The sequence below is a fragment of the Acidovorax sp. ACV02 genome (genome assembly GCF_014851475.1).
GTDB lineage: Bacteria > Pseudomonadota > Gammaproteobacteria > Burkholderiales > Burkholderiaceae_C > Acidovorax > Acidovorax delafieldii.
In genome coordinates this window covers 327,169-345,706 of record NZ_JACUZU010000004.1, presented here as the reverse complement: position 1 = coordinate 345,706, position 18,538 = coordinate 327,169, and the positions used below count along the sequence as shown (strand labels likewise).

Sequence of the window (18,538 nt, the reverse complement as noted above, 5' to 3'; positions counted from 1 at the left end):
TCTCCTGTTCTTGTTGTTATGGGTTACACGCGGTCAATGATCTTCTCCCCGAACAAACCTTGCGGTCTGAACAGAAGGAACACCAGCGCCAGCACATACGCAAACCAGATCTCGATGCCGCCGCCCACGAAGGGGCCCAGGTACACCTCGGAGAGCTTCTCGCCCACGCCGATGATCAGCCCGCCGATGATGGCGCCGGGCACCGAGGTGAGGCCGCCCAGGATCACCACGGGCAGCGCACGCAGCGCCACCGTGGTCAGTGAGAACTGCACACCCAGCTTGCTGCCCCAGATCATCCCGGCCACCAGGGCCACGACACCGGCCACGCACCACACGATCACCCAGATGCGGTTGAGCGGAATGCCGATGGACTGGGCGGCCTGGTGGTCGTCGGCCACGGCGCGCAGCGCGCGGCCGGTGGAAGTCTTCTGGAAGAACACCGACAGCAGGGCCACCAGCGCGGCGGCAATGGCGGCGGCAATCACGTCTTCCTTGTTGATCAGGATGCCGCCCTGGAACATGGACTCCAGCGCAAAGATCGGCTCCTTAGGCATGCCCACATCGATCTTGTAGATGTCGCTGCCGAACAGCGTCTGGCCCAGGCCTTCCATGAAGTAGGTGATGCCCAGCGTGGCCATGAGCAGCGTGGCGCCCTCCTGGTTCACGAGGTGGCGCAGCACCAGTTTTTCAATCAGCCAGGCCACCACAAACATGATGGCGCCTGCGATCACAAAGGCCGCCAGGTTGGCCACGATGGGGCTGCTGATGCCCGTCCACTTGGGGATCCACTCGGCAAAACGGGCCATGGCCAGCGCTGCGAACAGCACCATGGCGCCCTGCGCAAAGTTGAACACGCCCGAGGCCTTGTAGATCAGCACAAAGCCCAGCGCCACCAGCGAATACAGCATGCCGGCCATCAGGCCGCCGATCAGTGTTTCAAGAAAGAATGCCATGTTGTCTTCTCCTGATCAGTGCGAGGTGCCGAGATAGGCACTGATCACGTCTTCGTTGCTGCGCACTTCGTCGGGGCTGCCGTCGCCGATCTTCTTGCCGTAGTCCAGCACCACCACGCGGTCGCTGATGTCCATCACCACGCCCATGTCGTGTTCGATCAGCACGATGGTGGTGCCGAACTCGTCGTTCACGTCCAGGATGAAGCGGCACATGTCCTGCTTTTCTTCCACGTTCATGCCGGCCATGGGCTCGTCGAGCAGCAGCACCTGCGGCTCCATGGCCAGGGCGCGGCCCAGGTCCACGCGCTTTTGCAGGCCGTAGGGCAGCTGGCCCACGGGTGTCTTGCGGTAGGCCTGGATTTCCAGGAAGTCAATGATGTGCTCGACGTATTCGCGGTGGCGGATTTCCTCGCGCTCGGCCGGGCCGATGCGCAGCGCCTGCATCAGCAGGTTGCTTTTGATCTTGAGGTTGCGGCCGGTCATGATGTTGTCGATCACGCTCATGCCCTTGAACAGCGCCAGGTTCTGGAACGTGCGCGCCACCCCCATCTCGGCCACCTGGCGCGAGTTCATGTGGTCAAACGTCTTGCCCCGGAAGGTGATGGAGCCCTCGGACGGCGTGTACACGCCGTTGATGCAGTTGAGCATGGAGCTTTTGCCTGCGCCGTTGGGGCCGATGATGGCGCGGATCTCATGCTCCTTGACATTGAAGGAGATGTCGGTGAGCGCCTTCACGCCGCCAAACCGGAGGCTGATGTTCTTGACGTCGAGGATGACGTCGCCGATCTTTTTAGTGGTCATGGTGGGGGGCTTCTCCAGCGGGTAGAGCGCGGGCTTCATGCGGCACTCTTCACAGGCGCAAATGTCTTCGTGTCCGACAGCTTGAGCGTGGCGCTCACGCTGCCGGTGCGGCCGTCCTCGAACTTGACCTGGGTCTCGATGTACTGCTCGGTGCGGCCTGCGTACAGCGCATCCACCAGCACGCCGTACTTGTCGGCAATGAAGCCCCGGCGGACCTTGTTGGTGCGGGTGAGTTCGCCGTCGTCGGCGTCCAGCTCCTTGTGCAGCACCAGGAAGCGGCTCACCTGGCTGCCAGCCAGCATGGTGTCGGTGGCCAGGTCTGCGTTGACCTTCTCGATGCACTCGCGGATCAGTTCGTACACCTCGGGTTTTTGGGCCAGGTCGGTGTAGCCAGCGTAGGGCAGGTTGCGGCGCTCGGCCCAGTTGCCCACGGCGTCGAAGTCGATGTTGACCATCACGCAGACCTTCTCGCGCTTGTCGCCCAGGGCCACCACTTCCTTGATGTGCGGGAAGAACTTGAGCTTGTTCTCCACGTACTTGGGCGCAAACATGGCGCCGTCGTTGGCGCCGCCCATGATGCGGCCCACGTCCTTGACGCGGTCGATGATCTTGAGGTGGCCATGCGCATCCAGAAAGCCTGCGTCGCTGGTGTGGTACCAGCCGTCGGCCGTCAGCACCTCGGCCGTGGCGGCCGGGTTCTTGTAGTACTCCTTGAGCAGCCCGGCCGACTTGACCAGGATCTCGCCGTTGTCGGCCACCTTGATTTCCACACCGCGAATCGGCACGCCCACCGTGTCGGCGCGCGCCTGGTTGTCGGGCTGCAGGCACACAAACACGGCGGTTTCGGTGGAGCCGTACAGTTGCTTCAAGTTGATGCCGATGGAGCGGTAGAAGGTGAAAAGGTCAGGGCCAATAGCCTCACCCGCCGTGTAGGCCACGCGCACGCGGCTGAAACCCAGGTTGTTGCGCAGCGGGCCGTACACCAGCACATTGCCTAAGGCGTACTTGATGCGGTCGAGGGTGCCCACGGGCTCGCCATCCATGAGGGCGGGGCCCACGCGTTTGGCGACGCGCATGCAGGCCTCGAACATCTTGCGCTTCAAGGCGCCCGCGTCTTCCATGCGGATCATCACGCTGGTGAGCAGACCTTCAAAGATGCGCGGTGGCGCAAAGTAGTAGGTGGGGCCCACTTCCTTCAGATCGATGGTCACCGTGCTGGCCGACTCGGGGCAGTTGACCACGTAGCCGCAGGCCAGCCACTGGGCATAGCTGAAGATGTTCTGGCCGATCCAGGCGGGTGGCAGGTAGGCCAGCACTTCTTCGCTGCTGGTGAGCTTGTCGAACTCGGCGCCCGCGCTGGCGCGGTCCAGCAGCGTGCTGTGGGTGTGGACCACGCCCTTGGGGTTGCCCGTGGTGCCGGAGGTGAAGAACATTGCAGCCACGTCGCCGGGCTGGGCCTTGGCCACCTCGGCCTTGAACCAGCCGGGGTTCTTTGCTGCAAAGGCCTTGCCGGACTCGATCAGGGCATCCAGCGATGCCAGTCCGGGCTCTGCGTAATTGCGCAGGCCGCGGGGGTCGTCAAAGAAGATGTTGGAGATCTGCGGGCATTGCTCGCGGATTTCGAGCAGCTTGTCCACCTGCTCCTGGTCTTCCACCAGGCAAAAGCGCACCTCGGCGTTGTTGAGCGGGAAGATGCACTCGGCGGCCACCGCGTCCTGGTACAGCGGCACGGGGATGGCGCCCAGCGACTGGGCGGCCAGCATGGTGGCGTACAGGCGGGGGCGATTCGCGCCCACCACCACCATGTGTTCATGGCGCTTCAGGCCCGCCAGGTGCAGGCCGGCGGCCACCTGTTCCACCAGGCGCACCAGGTCGGCCCAGCTGTGGGTTTGCCAGATGCCATATTCTTTTTCGCGCAGGGCCGGGGCATTGGGGCGCTCGGCGGCATGCTTGAGCAGCAGTTGCGGGAACGTGGTCAACATTGCAGGTTCCTGAAAGTGAGAAGGTGTCAGCCCGGTGACTGCCGGGCGCGCAAGCTTGTGATTGCGCGATGGGGGAATGCTAGGACCCACTTTGACGTCATCTTGTCTTGCCGACGACAATTTAGGGGTAACTCCCGGGTGGGTAAAACCCTGCCCACGGGCGGGCGGTATCCTCCGGGGCATGTACGCCCCGTTCTTCGGCCTTCAGCACCCGCCGTTCTCCATCGCCCCTGACCCCCGCTACCTGTTCATGAGCGAGCGGCACCGTGAGGCGCTGGCGCACCTGCTGTATGGCCTGGACGCCGGCGGCGGTTTTGTGCTGCTGACCGGCGAGGTGGGTGCGGGCAAGACCACGGTGTGCCGCTGCTTTCTGGAGCAGATCCCGCCGCATTGCAACGTCGCTTACATCTTCAACCCCAAGCTCACCGTGGGCGAGCTGCTGCGCTCCATCTGCGACGAGTTTGGCGTGCCGCACCGGCCCTCGGTGGCAGGCGTGGAGACGGTCAAGGACTACATCGACCCGCTCAATGCCTCACTGCTGGCGGCGCACGGCGCCGGGCGCAACACCGTGCTGATCATCGACGAGGCGCAGAACCTGTCGGCCGACGTGCTGGAGCAGCTGCGCCTGTTGACCAACCTGGAAACCAGCGAGCGCAAGCTGCTGCAGATCATCCTGATCGGCCAGCCAGAGCTGCGCACCATGGTCGCCAGCCCGGCCTTGGAGCAACTGGCCCAGCGGGTGATTGCGCGTTTTCACCTCGATGCGCTGAGCGCGCAGGAGACCCAGCAATACATCGCCCACCGCCTGGCCGTGGCGGGCCTGCAAGGGCCGCTGCCCTTCAGTCGCAGCGCCATCCGGCGGGTGCACACGCTGTCGCGCGGCATTCCCCGGCGCATCAACCTGCTGTGCGACCGGGCGCTGCTGGGTGCCTATGCCGCCGGGGTGCGCGAGGTCAGCGCCCGCATCGTCCAGCGCGCGGCGGCTGAGGTGTTTGATGCGCCAGCGTCGGCCGCTGCGGCGCGCAACGTCCGTGGCCTGTGGCCGCGCTGGGCGGTTGCGGGCCTGGGCGTGGTGGCCGGTGCAGCCCTGGTGGCGGGCGGATGGGCACTGGGGGCCTGGCCGCAATGGTCTCGGCAAGGCGCCGTGACATCCGCCGTGCCTGCGGGCGCCATGGCCAGCAAAACATCTGCCAGCGCGCCACCGAGCGGCGCTGCCAGCACAGCGGGGGTAACGCCCGCAGCACCTGCGTCCGGGGCTTCGGCCCCGCGCGGGGCAGCGCCGGTGGCCATGTCGGACCTGCAGCAGTTTGTGGCCGCACTGCCCGCCAGCGACACCGCCGCCTGGCAGGCGCTGGCCTCGGCCTGGGGCGCCAGTGTGGCCGATGGCGCCGACGCCTGCGCCGCATTGCCCCGCGACGGTTTGCGCTGTTATCGCAACCGCCGCGCCGGCCTGAACCTGGTGCGGCAGATCGACCGCCCGGTGCTGCTCACGCTGTTCCCGTCCGAAGAGGGCGACGTGGCGGTGTCGGCCGTGCTGCGCCGCCTGGACGGCGACACGGCCACGCTAGAAGGCGGGGGCCGCACAGTGCGCGTGCCCGTGGCCGAGCTGGCCCAGGTGTGGCGCGGCGACATTGCCACGCTGTGGCGCACGCCGCCCGACATGCCCGACAAGGGCGACCTGGCGGAGACCCCCGCTGGCGCCGCCTGGCTGGACCAGCAACTGGCCACGGCTGCAGCAGGGGGCACGCGGGCTGCCGTACCTGCAGCCGGTCGCGCGACCACGCCGGCCCAGCGCCAGTCCCGCATCCAGCGCTTCCAGCTGGCCCAGGGGGTGACCCCGGACGGCCGGGCGGGCCCCTTGACCCTCATGCTGCTCAACCGTGTCAACGGCGTGAGCGAACCGCGCTTGCGCACCGGAGGCTGAACCCAGTGTCTTACATCCTTGATGCGCTGCGGCGCGCAGAAGCTGAGCGCGGCCGTGGCGCTGTGCCCGGCATCCATACCCCGGCGGTGCCTGTCCCCGGTGCCGTGCCGGTGGCAGGGCGATCGGCCATCAGCCCGGTGCTGGTGGCCGTGGCGGTGGTGGTTGTGGCTGCTGTGGCGGCCGGTGGTACTTGGTGGTTTATGCAGCGGCCGGTGCCTGCGGGCGCCGTTGTTGTTGCTGCCGCGCCCGCCATATCTGCCGCTGTGACGCCGTCCATGCCGGCGGTGGCGTCCACGGCGCCGCCGGCAGCGCCTGCAGCTCTGCCGGCAGCCCCCGAAGCGGCCCCTGCGGTGGTGGCGGCGGTGACGCCCCCTCCGGCAGCCGCGCCCCGCGCGGCGGCACCGCAGCGGGAGCGGCCCGCGCCGGTGTCCAGCAGCTCGGTCGCACCGCGCTCCCCCGCCACAGACTCCGAACGGTCACGCCCTGCAGAGCTTGCCCCCCGTGAGCGCGTGCCTGCGGCCCCAGCGCCGCGTGTACCCGACATGGCTGCGGCCAGTCCAGCTCCTTCCGCAGCACCGGCGGCTACGGGCACCGTGTTTGCCCAGGCCGACCTGCCCGAGGCTGTGCGGGCGCAGTTGCCGTCGCTCAAGATCTCTGGCGTCACCTATTCCAGCAATCCGGTGTACCGCATGGCCATCGTCAACGGACAGGTGCTGCACGAGGGCGACCCTGCCGGGCCAGGCCTGCTGCTGGAGAAGATCGAGCCCGGCCGGACCATCTGGTCGTTCAAGGGCTACCGGTACGGGTTGGCTTCGCAATAGCAAAATTTGGGCGAAATAGGCCAGTAGCGCTAGTGAAATATGCGTCAATAGCTATTTAATTGATAGCAATTGTGTGGGCGTCCGCTGCACCACCTGCGCCGCTCACATCTGCGCAGAACTGGCGTGACCCGGGGCTATCGCAAGAACCGCCCATCGCGCCCCACCAGCGTGAGCTCCACAAAGCGCGAGGCGTTGCGGTCGGGCGTGCTGGCGCTGATCTCGAACCCGCCCAGGTCCCATTTTTTCAGGTTCCAGGTGGCGTCGATGAAGGCCGCGCGCGTGGGGTTGCGGCCTGCGCGCTGCAGGGCCTCGGCAAACACGCGGGCGTTGATGTAGCCCTCCAGCGCCAGGTGCGAGGGCTCGGCCGTGGCGCCGGATGCCTTCCAGGCGGCCTGGAATTCGCGCACCACGGGCATCACCACGTTGGAGGGCAGGGGCACCACCTGCGAAATCGCCATGCCCGTGGCGTCCGCGCCCAGGGCCTTGACTGTGGCCGGGGTGCCCATGACCGACAGCGCGTACAGCGTCACGCCCCGCTTGAGCGCGCGGAACGCCTTCACGAACTCCAGCGTGGGCTTGCCCGCCAGGCCAATCACGATGGCCTCCAGGTTGCCGCCAGCCAGCTTGGCCGCTGCGCTGCCCGCGTCCGAGGCGTTGTTCTCCACCGTCACCGTGGTGGCTTCGGGCAGTTTCAGCCGGTCCATGGACTGCTTGGCCGCGTTGAACACCTCTTTGCCGAACGAGTTGTTCTGGTAGACGATGCCAATGCGCTGGATGCCGATGGTGGACAGGTGCTGCACCAGCTTCTCGGCCTCGTCGGCATAGCTGGCGCGGATGTTGAACACGTTGCGGGCGTTCTTGGTGCGGCTGAGCTGCGCGCCGGTGAAGGGCGCAAAAAACGGGATGCCGCTCTCGATCACCTTGGGCAGCATGGCGTCGATCATGGGCGTGCCCATGCAGTTGAACAGCGCAAAGTACCCAGGGTCGGCCAGAAACTGCTCCACATTGGCCAGCGCCTTGGGCACGTCGTAGGTGTCATCCTGCGTGACGAGTTCGACGGCCTTGCCATGCACGCCGCCGCGCGCGTTGATGCCCGCAAATGCGGCCTTGGCGCCCTGGTGCATGGCCGAGCCCAGGTCGCCCAGCGGGCCGGTGAGGGCGGTGGATTGCGCAATCTTGATCGCGCCCTCCTGCGCGCGGGCCGCGCCGCTCCAGCCCAGCCCGGGCAGGCCGACGGCCGCTGCGGTGGCGGCTGCGGCGGCCAGCACCTGGCGGCGGGCCAGGGGGCGCGGCGCGGTGGGCGCGGGTGGGACGGTGCGTGCGGTGATGGAAGGGTGTTGGGTCATGGTGCTTGTCTCCTCGGGGGCTCCGGCCCTGTACGGGCGGGGCGCGAGGCGACATCATCCCGTCACGATTGGCATTTTTTTGTCGGTCTGGCGACAATTGGGATCGTGGTATTCCCGCATGCCGAGGCGGCTGCGGGGCGCCCTTTTTCGTGAGAACCTTTGCGCCATGGACCCACGCACCCACCAGGACCTGTCGCTGCACCAGCGGCGCCGTTCGCCCACGCCGCAGGAGCTTGACGGTATTCCGTGGCTCGACTTGCTGCTGCCCGCCGAGCGAGAGCGCGCCGTGGCCTCGTTGCTGGTGGGGGACGCCAAGGCGGGCGACTATGTGTGCCGCGTGGGGCGCCCGGTGACCTACTGGTTTGGGGTAGTGGAGGGCCTGCTCAAGATGAGCACCGACAACGCCCAGGGCCAGACCATGACCTATGCGGGCCTGCCGCCCGGCGGCTGGTTTGGCGAGGGCACCACCATCAAGCGCGAGCCCTACCGCTACAACATCCAGGCCCTGCGCAAGAGCGTGGTGGCCGGGCTGCCGATTGACAGCTTTCACTGGCTGCTGGACCACTCCATCGGCTTCAACCGTTTTGTGATGAACCAGCTCAACGAGCGCCTGGGCCAGTTCATTGCAGCCCGCGAGATCGACCGCCTGAACAACCCCGATGTGCGTGTGGCGCGCAGCCTGGCGTCGCTGTTCAACCCCGTGCTGTACCCGGGCGTGGGCGAGGTGCTGCGCATCACGCAGCAGGAGCTGGCCTATCTGGTGGGGCTGTCGCGCCAGCGGGTGAACGAGGCGCTGGCGGCGCTGGAGGCGCAGGGGGCGATCCGGGTGGAGTACGGCGGCCTGCGGGTGCTGGACCTGGCGGCGCTGCGATCCAGTGTGACACCCCCCTGAGGCACTGTGCGCCTTCCCCCTGAGGGGGCGACGCCCTCGCTGCGGGGCGGTCCTTGCTTGGTGCCCCTGGCGTGGAGTGCGCCCGATTGAAAGTCCCGTCAGCTACGCGGCAGTGCGGGAGCGCGGGATGATGGGGCTGAGGCCAGGTGGCGCGGGGCTGCCGTGCGCGTGGGCGCTGGCACTGCGGTGGGCGATGCGGAGGCGCTGGCCGTGCCCCAGCTGTTTTCGTCGCCGCCGTCGCGCGTCAGACGGAAGGTACCCACCATCTGTGTCAGGCGTCCGGCCTGGTCCTTGAGGCTGTCGGCCGCGGCCGCGCCTTCCTCCACCAGGGCGGCGTTCTGCTGGGTCATTTCTTCCAGCGCACCCACCGACTGGCTCACATGCCCGATGCGCTGGCTTTGCTCCTGCGTGGCCGCCGTGATCTCGCCCATGATGTCGGAGACGCGGCGCACCGACTGCACCAGTTCTTCAATCGTCTTGCCGGCGTGGTTGACGAGCGCGCTGCCCTCTTGCACCTGGTCCACGCTGGTTCCGATCAGCGCCTTGATTTCGCGCGCGGCCTGGGCCGAGCGTCCCGCCAGGTTGCGCACCTCGCCCGCCACCACCGCAAAGCCGCGGCCCTGCTCGCCCGCACGGGCGGCTTCCACCGCCGCGTTCAGCGCGAGGATGTTGGTCTGGAACGCGATGCCATCGATCACGCTGATGATGTCGGCGATCTTGCGCGAGCTGGCGCTGATGGTGTCCATGGTGCGCACCACCTGGCCCACCACTTCGCCGCCGCGTGTGGCCGCATCGGACGCGGTGGACGCGAGCTGGTTGGCCTGGCGGGCCGAGTCGGCGCTTTGCGACACCGTGCCGGTCAGGTCCACCAGCGCTGTCGCGGCGCCCTGCAGGTTGTGCGAGGTCTGTTCGGTGCGCTGGCTCAGGTCCAGGTTGCCCGAAGCCACTTCGGAGCTGGCCACCAGGATGGAGTCGGCGGTCTGGCCGATTTCGCCCACCAGGGTGCGCAGGCGCTCCTGCATGGCGGCAATGGCTTCGAGCAGGCGGCCGGTTTCGTCGTGGATGCGCACTTCGACCTGCGAGGTGAGGTCGCCGCGTGCAATGCGCTCGGCCACCACGACTGCGCGGCCAATGGGGGCGGTGATACTGGCCGTGATGCGCCAGGCAATCAGCGCGCCCAGCCCGATGGCCAGCAGCACCAGCAGCCCGCCCACCACGCGGGCACTGCTCTGGGTTTGCTCTGCCGAGACGGTGGCCTCGGCATTCAAGGTGTTTTGCAGCTCGATCAGCTCACGCAGCTTGGCGCGCCAGGCGGTTTCTGCGGGGGCCACGCGGGTCATCAGCGCCAGCGTGGCGCTCACGGTGTCGCCGTCGTCAGCGGCCTTGATGGCGTTGTCCAGTTCGGGGCGGGTCTTGCCGCCCAGGGTCTGCACCTCGGTCAGCAGCTTGAGTTCTGCGGGGGTGGCCGTGGCAGGGGTGAGCAGCTGGGTCAAAGCGGCTTCTTGCGTGGCGTATTCCTTGAGCGTCTTGCCCACGGCCACGATCTGCTCGCGCGCCTGCTTGGGGTCGATGTCGTTGAGCATGGCGGCGGAGCGGCTCTGGATGCCGATGGCGCTCACGCTTTCCAGCATGCCGTTGACCAGCTTGGCCTTGTTGGCACCCACGCCGGTGATCTGCGTCATCTGATCATGCACTTTGCCCACGGACAGCTGGCCCACTGCCGCCACCGCCACTAGGAGCACCAGCATGCAGCCAAACCCCAGGCTGAGCCGGCTGGAAATCGACAGGGATTTGAAGGTGGAAGCAGCCGGCATGGGGGTCCTTGGGTATCGAAAAGGATCAAAGCGTGATCAAACGGGGGCCTCTGCGCAAAGCAATAACGGTGCCCACCGGCCGCCGCGCGTCCGTTGAACGGGCGCGGGAGTCGGTGCAGTGTAGGCAATAACAACAAAATGTGTCATGAGCGTTGAGGATGGTCCCATGCCCGATCTGCATAGCTGTGTTTGTTACAAATACCGCGCCGCACGACCCTGGTGCAATGGCGCCAAAGTGCAACAGAAGGTGGCGCTGAAATTATTCGCAAAACCATCGCGGGCGCCTGTAATTAATACCTGTTTTGCTATCAAAAACAAAGTGAATGTGGGGCTTGGGGTTTGCCCTTGCCCACACCACGGGCGCTACCGATCAGGTATAAACCTGTAACACTTGCGAGGTCTTTCATGCATCCGTTTTTTCCCTCTTCCACGCTGCGCACCGCCCTCGCTGCAGCCGCCCTGGCCTTGCTGGCCGGCTGTGCGGCACCCCGGCCCGACACCGGTTTGCGCGAAACCCTGGTGGCCGTGACGGCCTCGCATGAGCTCATTACCTTCCAGGCCGCGCAGCCCGAGCGCATCCTGGAGCGGCGCCCCGTGACGGGCCTGGCGCCCGGCGAGCGGCTGGTGGGCATCGACTTCCGCGTGGCCAAGGGCGTGCTCTATGCGCTGTCGCAGGCGGGCCGCCTGTACACGCTCGACATCCCCACCGGCGCGCTGCGCCCGGTGGGCCCTGCACCCGCCGCGCTGGCGCTGCAAGGCGCAGTCTTCGGCTTTGATTTCAACCCGGCAGCCGACCGTATCCGGGTGGTGTCGAACACCGGCCAGAACCTGCGTCTGCACCCCGACACCGGGGCGGTGGTCGATGGCGACACTGCGGTGGAAGGGGTGCAGCCCGACCCCAGCCTGCGCTACGCCTGGGGCGACGTCAACGCCCGCCGCAGGCCCGACATTGCCGGTGCCGCCTACACCTACAACCCCAACGACAGCAAGATCACCACCAACTACGCCATCGACCGTGCGCTGGGCGTGCTGGTGATGCAGGGCTCGCGCGAGGGCACCCAGCCCGTGGTGTCGCCCAACGCCGGGCAGCTGCGCACCGTGGGCCCGCTGGGGCTGGGGCCGCTCACGGACGTGAGTTTTGACATCGCCGACGTGGGCAACACCGCCCTCATCGCCGTGCGCACCGCCGCCGATACCCAGACCCGGCTGCACCAGGTGGACCTGGCAACCGGCGCCACCCGCCCCCTGGGCCTGGTGGGCGATGGCGCGCCCCTGGTGGGCCTGGCGATCGAACCATGAGGCCGGACGGCCTGCCGACGCTGCGGCCGCGCGCGGTGCACCAAGCCTTGCGTCACGCCATGCGTACCTCGTCAGCGGCACTCGCTGCGCTGGCGTTGGTGGCCGGCGGCGCGCAGGCAGGCACCGTGCAGGTGGATGTGTCCGACGCTGCGGGCAAGCCTGTGGCCGATGCGGTGGTGTTCCTGGACTCGGCCGAGGCGCGCAAGCAGGTCAAACCGCTGACCGGTGTGGAGATGGCGCAGGAGAAACGGCAGTTTGTGCCCGGCCTGCTGGTGGTGCCGGTGGGCACCGAGGTGCTGTTCCCCAACCGCGACTCGGTGCGGCACCATGTGTACTCCTTCTCGCCAGCCAAGAAGTTCGAACTCAAGCTCTACAGCGGCACGCCATCCAACCCGGTGCTGTTTGACAAGGCCGGTGTGGTGGCCCTGGGCTGCAACATCCATGACCAGATGGTGGGCTGGGTGCTGGTGGTGGACACGCCGTACTACGCCCGTACCCCCGCCGCCACGGGCAAGGCGCAGCTCGACAATGTGCCGCCCGGCACCTACACGCTGCGCACCTGGCACACCCGCCTGCCGGTGGGTGCCTCAGCCCTGGAGCAGGCGCTGACCGTGCCCGCTACAGGCTCCGCCACGGCGTCGGTGCGCATGACGGGGTTGCAACCTTGAAGCGGCTGCGCCTGGCCCGGCGCAGCCTGATCCTGCGGTTGGTGGGGTTGTCGCTGCTGCTGCTGCTCATCGTGCAGGCGGCAGGGTTTGCCGTGGTGCGGGCCTCCATCGACCGCAATGCCCGCGCCCAGATCGCGCGGGCCCTGGACCTGGACGAAAACATCTGGCGCCGCCTGCTCGACCAGAATGCCGAGCAGCTGCGCCAGGGATCGGCCCTGCTCGCGGCTGACTATGGCTTTCGCTCGGCGGTCAACTCGGGGGACGAGGAAACCATCCAGTCGGTGCTGGAGAACCATGGCAGCCGCATCGGCGCAGCCGTGACTGCACTGCTCGGAACGGACCTGGAGCTGCGCGCGGTCAGCCTGTCCGACAGCATGGAGCAATTCCCGGCCACGCTGCGGCAGGTGGTGCCGCGCCTGGCGCAGCAGCCCCAGGGCAGCCAGGTTGCGGTGATGGATGGCGTGCCCTACCAGTTCGTGATGGTGCCCATGCGTGCGCCGGTGGTCATTGGCTGGGTGTTGATGGGTTTTCGCATCGACCAGTCGCGTGCCGACGAAATGCGGCAGCTCTTGTCGGTGCATGTCGCCCTGATGATCAAGTCCCCGGAGGGGGCGATGACCCTGTCGGTCAGCACCTTGCCCGCAGATGCGCGGGCCTTGCTGCTGAGCACCGGTGGCGCGGCGGGCGAGCTGCAGACAGCCGAGGGCACCTTGCTCGCGCGCTCCAGCAAGCTCGACAGCGTGGGGGGGGAGGTGTACTCGCTGCTGCTGCGTTCGGTGGACGAGGTGGTGGCGCCTTATCGCCAGCTGCAGGTGTTGCTGGCCATCATCACCGTGGCGGGTGTGCTGCTGTTTGCGGCAGGCACGGGCCTGGTGGCGCAACGGCTCACCACGCCCCTGCGCTCGCTGCTGGCGGCCACGCAGCGGCTCTCACGCGGTGAATACGATGTTCCGCTGGAGCACACCGACCGCACGGACGAGATCGGCAACCTGGCGCGTTCGTTCGACCACATGCGCGTGGACATCGGCGCGCAGCAAACCGAAATCCGCCGCCTCGCCTACTGGGACCGCCTGACGGGCCTGCCCAACCGGGAGCGCTTTCGTGACGCCGTGGTGCAGGCCATCGCCGCAAATGCCGATCCTGCGCAGCCGCTGGCAGTGCTCACGCTGGACCTGGACCGTTTCAAGCATGTCAATGACGTGCTGGGCTACGCCTTTGGCGACCGCCTGCTGCAGGCCGTGGCCGAGCGTCTGAGCCAGCAGGTGCGTTCGCCCGATGACATGGTGGCGCGCCTGGGGGGCAATGAGTTCGCCATCCTGCTGCAGCGCGCCGACGCCGCTGCGGCACACGAGATTGCCCAGCGCATCAACCAGTCGTTCGAGGAACCGCTGGCCTTTGAGGACCAGACGGTGGACCTGAGCGCAGGCATTGGTTTTGCCTGCTGGCCGGGCAATGCGGGTGACGCCGACACGCTGCTCAGCCGCTCTGAAATCGCCATGTATGCCGCCAAGCGCAAGCTCAGCGGAGCCCTGCAGTACGACGCAGCCTTTGATTCGTCCAGTGCGCAGACCCTGTCGCTGCTGACCGAGCTGCGCCACGCCGTGGAGCACCATGAGTTGCGCCTGTACCTGCAGCCCAAGGTGCCCTTGCACGGGCAGCCGGGCCTGGCGGCCGAGGCGCTGGTGCGCTGGCAGCACCCGCAGCGCGGGCTGGTGCCGCCCATGCAGTTCATCCCGTTTGCCGAGCAGACCGGGTTTGTGCGCCACCTCACGCTGTGGATGTTTGAAGAAGTCGCGCGCCTGCTGGCCGACCCGCGCACGCAGGGCCTGCCGCTCAGGGTGTCGGTCAACCTCTCCACCCGCGACCTTCTCGACCCCGAGCTGAGCCACCGGCTGGCTGACATCCTGGCGCGCCACGGAGTGGCGGCCAGTGCCTTTTGCCTGGAGATCACCGAAAGCGCGATCATGGACGATCCGCAGCGCGCCGAGGCCATGCTCAACCGCCTGTCGGAGCAGGGTTTCAAGCTGTCCATCGACGATTTCGGCACGGGCTATTCGTCGCTGGCCTACCTCAAGCGCCTGCCGGTCGATGAGCTCAAGATCGACAAGTCGTTTGTGATGGGCATGGAGACGGGCGAAGACGACGCGATGATCGTGCGCTCGACCATCGACCTGGCGCACAACCTCGGGCTCACCGTGGTGGCCGAAGGCGTGGAGACCGCCGCCATCCTGGAGCGCCTGCGCCTCCTGGCCTGCGACGAGGCGCAGGGGTATCACATTGCGCGGCCCCTGCCGGTGGATGATTTCCTGGCGTGGCAGGCCCGCCAGGGGTAGCTGGCGCCAGGCCGTTGCATCTCAGTTTGGGGGCGAAGAGCCTGTTCAAAGCAGTTCACAGGCGAAAATACACGCAATGTCTTCCTCCTCCTCTCGCCCGCCTGCGGGCTCCGCTGCTGCCCCAGCCTCTGACGCTGGCGGCTCCACGCCTGCTTCTTCCTCTGCGCCTGCCGCGCGTCCCGTGCTGCGCCGCCCGACCCTGGCGGCCAAGCCTGCGCCTGCACGGCCTGCGCCGCCACCCAGGGCCCCCCGTCCGTCGCGCGCTCCAGCGCCGTCCAGCTACCGCGTCGCGTCAGGCGCCTTTGTGGCGCCCGTGCGCCAGGTGCCTGCGCCGGCCACCAGCACCGTGGGGGGCTTGCCCACCTCGCGCCTGAACAAGCGCATGGCCGAGCTGGGTCTGTGCTCGCGCCGCGAGGCCGACGACTGGGTGGAGCAGGGCTGGGTCAAGGTCAACGGCGTGGTGGCGACCATGGGCCAGCAGGTCACGGCGGCCGACCGCATCGAGGTGGACAAGATTGCCCAGGGTTTCCAGGAGCAGCGCGTCACCATCCTGCTGAACAAGCCCATTGGCTATGTGAGCGGCCAGGCCGAGGACGGTCACACGCCCGCCGTGGCACTGATCAACCCCCGCACCCACTGGCGCGATGACCCCAGCCGCAACCGCTTCTCCCCGCCGCAGCTGCGGGGCCTGGCACCTTGCGGGCGGCTCGATATCGACTCGGTGGGCCTCCTGGTGCTGACCCAGGACGGCCGCGTGGCCCGGCAGATCATTGGCGAGGACTCCGAGATGGAAAAGGAGTACCTGGTGCGCGTGGTCTACCAGGCCCCCGGTCAGGCGGTGCCACGCCACCCCGGCGAGCGCTCCGCGCCGCTGCAGGAAATCGACGAGCGTGACCCGGTCAGCACCAATGTGCAGGCGGTGTTTCCCCGAGAGTTGCTGGAACGCCTGCGCCATGGCCTGAGCCTCGACGGCGAACCGCTCAAGCCCGCCAAGGTCGATTGGCAAAACCCCGAGCAGCTGCGGTTTGTGCTCACCGAGGGCAAAAAACGCCAGATCCGCCGCATGTGCGAACTGGTGGGGCTCAAGGTGGTGGGTCTCAAGCGCATTCGCATCGGCCGGGTGACCTTGGGCAACCTGCCGGTGGGGCAGTGGCGTTATCTTTCGCCCAACGAGCGGTTCTGAGAGCCCCGGGCTCCCTGACATTTTTTAAACGGAGCCCTTTCATGCCCCCACCGTCCACACCCCGGCTGCGCAAGCCTGCTGCTTCTGCCCCTCCGGTCGACGGCGCCATTGCGGCGAACGCCAACCCGCTGCGCCAGTTGCGGGCGTCCGACCTGCGCGGTGTCGCGCGCCTGGCCGCGCAGGCCACCACCGGCATCAGCCGGGTAGCCGAGGGGGTGCACCAGTCGGTGCTGGGCACGCTGGGGCTGCCGGGCGGTGCCCAGCCGGGTCGTACGCGGGGGCTGACCGGGTTGGTGTACCAAAGCATCCGGGGGGTAACGCAGCTGGTGGATGCGGGCCTGCAGGCCGGGCTGGCGCGGCTGGAACCGTTTTTTGCTCCGGCCACGCCATCCGACGCAGTGCATTGGGAGCGCGAGGCGGTCATCGCAGCGCTCAACGGCGTGATGGGCGACCGCCTGCAACGCGACGGCAACCCGTTGTGCACGCAGATGGGCTGGTACCAGCACGGTCTGCCCCTGGACTTGCGCGCGCTGGCTGCACCGGGCGCCGCCACGGGCAAGCTCCTGGTGCTGGTGCATGGCCTGTGCATGAACGACCTGCAGTGGCTGCGCCATGGCCACGACCATGGCGCCCATCTGGCCGAGGTCCTGGGCTATACCCCTGTCTACCTGCGCTACAACACCGGCCAGCACACATCCACCAACGGTGCCGAGTTATCGGCCCTGCTTGCATCCCTGGTGGCTTCGTGGCCCGTGCCGGTGACGGAGCTGTCCATCCTGGCCCACAGCATGGGTGGGCTGGTGGCGCGCAGCGCCTGTCACCATGCCGCACAGGCCCCGGCAGGCTCCGGCGGCTGGCTGCCTCGGCTGCGCCACCTGGTGTTTCTGGGCACCCCGCACCACGGCGCGCCCCTGGAGCGCGCGGGCCACTGGGTGGATGTGCTGCTGGGCAGCACCGCGTACTCACGCCCCTTTGCCCGCCTGGCCCAGTTGCGCAGTGCGGGCATCACCGACCTGCGCTACGGCCATGTGCTCGATACGGACTGGCAGGGGCGCGATCGCTTTCGCAAAAGCCCCGACCAGCGCACCCCGGTGCCGCTGCCTTCCGCCGTGGCGTGCCACGCGGTGGCGGCCACCCTGGCTGCGCGGCGCAGCCCGGTGGGCGAGCGGCTGGTCGGGGACGGGTTGGTGCCCTTGCACAGTGCGCTGGGCATCCACGATGATCCCGAGAGGACGCTGGGCTTTGCCAAGCCCCGGCAGGCGGTGTTCTACCGCCTGGGCCACCTGGATATGCTGGCAGATGCGGGCGTGGCCCGGCAGCTGCAGGAATGGATGCAGGCATGAGTACCTGGGCGGCCTGCTTTTTGACGCAGGTGGCGCTTGCCAGGGGCCGGGGCGCGGCTACCATGTCGCGGTGCGCTACGTAACAAGGAGAATTTAGTGAGTGATGCGAAATACCGCCTGGTGACCCGCAGTGACTTTGACGGCCTGGTCTGCGCGGTGCTGCTCAATGAGCTGAACCTGATCGACGAGATCACTTTTGTCCACCCCAAGGACATGCAGGACGGCAAGGTGCCTATCACCAGCCGCGATATCACCACCAACCTGCCCTACGTGCCGGGTGCGCACCTGGTGTTCGACCACCACGAGTCCGAAACCATCCGCAACTCGGGTCGCCGCGACGAGAACCACATCATCGAGGCCCACGCCCCCTCGGCCGCGCGCGTGGTCTACAACCACTATGGCGGTAAGGCCGCGTTCCCGCGCATCACCGACGAGATGATGGCCGCCGTGGACCAGGCCGACTCGGCGCAGTATTCACGCGACGACATCCTCAACCCCCAGGGCTGGGTGTTGCTGAACTACCTCATGGACTCGCGCACGGGCCTGGGGCGTTTTCGGGAGTTCCGCATCAGCAACTATGCGCTGATGATGGACCTGATCCAGTATTGCCGCGACCACACCATCGACGAGATCCTGGCGCTGCCCGATGTGCAAGAGCGCGTCAATCTGTACCGCGAGCACGCCCCCAAGGCCCAGGCCCAGCTGCAAAGCTGTGCCATTCGCATCGGCAACCTGGTGGTGCTGGACCTGCGCGACGAGGAAACCATCTGGGCCACCAACCGGTTCATGATCTATGCGCTGTTTCCACAGTGCAACATCTCCATCCATGTGATGTGGGGCCTGCAGAAGCAGAACACGGTGTTTGCCACCGGCAAGTCCATTCTGGACCGCAGCAGCAAGACCCACGTGGGTAACCTGATGCTGGAGTTTGGCGGCGGCGGCCATGCGGCGGCGGGCACCTGCCAGGTGGCCAACGACAAGGCCGACACCATGCTCAAGACGCTGATCGAGCGCATCACCACCGACGGCTGAGCACTGAGGCCCGGCCGGGCGGTCAACGATCGCCATGCCTGGCCCTTGAAAAACGGGCGCACGCCCCTACATCACGCCTGCTGGTTCGGCAGGCGTGATTTTTTGTGCCGATCCCATTCGTATTCGTTCAGACCGATTTCCATAGAG

General features: G+C 67.3%; 14 protein-coding genes. 9 read left to right on the top strand and 5 right to left on the bottom strand.

Going from position 1 to position 18,538, the window contains the following annotated elements:
- Positions 1-23: 23 nt before the first annotated feature.
- Genes IB236_RS12120 through IB236_RS12110 form a run of 3 tightly spaced genes read right to left on the bottom strand, consistent with a single transcriptional unit; the run spans position 24 to position 3,736 of the window.
- Positions 24-953, bottom strand: a complete 930-nt coding sequence (locus tag IB236_RS12120; RefSeq protein WP_056647436.1) for a branched-chain amino acid ABC transporter permease — start codon at positions 951-953, stop codon at positions 24-26.
- A 15-nt stretch (positions 954-968) separates the two neighbouring features.
- A complete protein-coding gene (locus IB236_RS12115; RefSeq protein ID WP_056060064.1) occupies positions 969-1,754 on the bottom strand; it encodes an ABC transporter ATP-binding protein in 786 nt (261 codons plus the stop codon).
- A 35-nt stretch (positions 1,755-1,789) separates the two neighbouring features.
- The gene (locus IB236_RS12110) at positions 1,790-3,736 is read right to left on the bottom strand and encodes a long-chain fatty acid--CoA ligase (RefSeq protein WP_056745640.1); all 1,947 of its coding nucleotides are present in this window, start codon (positions 3,734-3,736) and stop codon (positions 1,790-1,792) included.
- Between the two features lie 181 nt (positions 3,737-3,917).
- Between IB236_RS12110 and IB236_RS12105 the strand changes: the two genes are divergently transcribed.
- Both IB236_RS12105 and IB236_RS12100 read left to right on the top strand, forming a co-directional pair.
- Complete coding sequence (locus IB236_RS12105) at positions 3,918-5,660, top strand: AAA family ATPase (protein ID WP_192420970.1); 1,743 nt, start codon at positions 3,918-3,920, stop codon at positions 5,658-5,660.
- A gap of 5 nt (positions 5,661-5,665) precedes the next feature.
- A complete protein-coding gene (locus tag IB236_RS12100) occupies positions 5,666-6,481 on the top strand; it encodes a general secretion pathway protein GspB (RefSeq protein ID WP_192420969.1) in 816 nt (271 codons plus the stop codon).
- 134 nt (positions 6,482-6,615) lie between these two features.
- Here IB236_RS12100 and IB236_RS12095 read toward each other — a convergent pair whose 3' ends face one another.
- On the bottom strand, positions 6,616-7,827 hold the full coding sequence (locus tag IB236_RS12095; RefSeq protein ID WP_108497014.1) for an ABC transporter substrate-binding protein: 1,212 nt from the start codon (positions 7,825-7,827) through the stop codon (positions 6,616-6,618).
- Between the two features lie 166 nt (positions 7,828-7,993).
- Between IB236_RS12095 and IB236_RS12090 the strand changes: the two genes are divergently transcribed.
- The gene (locus IB236_RS12090; RefSeq protein ID WP_056059696.1) at positions 7,994-8,719 is read left to right on the top strand and encodes a Crp/Fnr family transcriptional regulator; all 726 of its coding nucleotides are present in this window, start codon (positions 7,994-7,996) and stop codon (positions 8,717-8,719) included.
- 98 nt (positions 8,720-8,817) lie between these two features.
- Here IB236_RS12090 and IB236_RS12085 read toward each other — a convergent pair whose 3' ends face one another.
- On the bottom strand, positions 8,818-10,533 hold the full coding sequence (locus IB236_RS12085) for a methyl-accepting chemotaxis protein (RefSeq protein WP_192420968.1): 1,716 nt from the start codon (positions 10,531-10,533) through the stop codon (positions 8,818-8,820).
- Between the two features lie 405 nt (positions 10,534-10,938).
- Here IB236_RS12085 and IB236_RS12080 point away from each other — a divergent pair, with 405 nt between their 5' ends.
- The 6 genes from IB236_RS12080 to IB236_RS12055 all read left to right on the top strand — a co-directional run bounded on the left by IB236_RS12080 (position 10,939) and on the right by IB236_RS12055 (position 18,391).
- Entirely contained in the window at positions 10,939-11,832 is an 894-nt protein-coding gene (locus IB236_RS12080) for a DUF4394 domain-containing protein (protein ID WP_192420967.1), read from the top strand.
- 59 nt (positions 11,833-11,891) lie between these two features.
- Entirely contained in the window at positions 11,892-12,500 is a 609-nt protein-coding gene (locus IB236_RS12075) for a methylamine utilization protein (protein WP_225581112.1), read from the top strand.
- A complete protein-coding gene (locus tag IB236_RS12070) occupies positions 12,497-14,833 on the top strand; it encodes a bifunctional diguanylate cyclase/phosphodiesterase (protein WP_192420965.1) in 2,337 nt (778 codons plus the stop codon). Before IB236_RS12075 ends, IB236_RS12070 begins: the two co-directional genes overlap by 4 nt.
- Before the next feature lie 322 nt (positions 14,834-15,155).
- Positions 15,156-16,016, top strand: coding sequence for a pseudouridine synthase (locus IB236_RS12065; protein WP_233194301.1), 861 nt, complete (start codon positions 15,156-15,158; stop codon positions 16,014-16,016).
- A 41-nt stretch (positions 16,017-16,057) separates the two neighbouring features.
- Positions 16,058-17,359, top strand: coding sequence for a triacylglycerol lipase (locus tag IB236_RS12060; protein WP_225581111.1), 1,302 nt, complete (start codon positions 16,058-16,060; stop codon positions 17,357-17,359).
- Between the two features lie 96 nt (positions 17,360-17,455).
- A complete protein-coding gene (locus IB236_RS12055; RefSeq protein ID WP_099731391.1) occupies positions 17,456-18,391 on the top strand; it encodes an exopolyphosphatase in 936 nt (311 codons plus the stop codon).
- Positions 18,392-18,538: the final 147 nt, after the last annotated feature.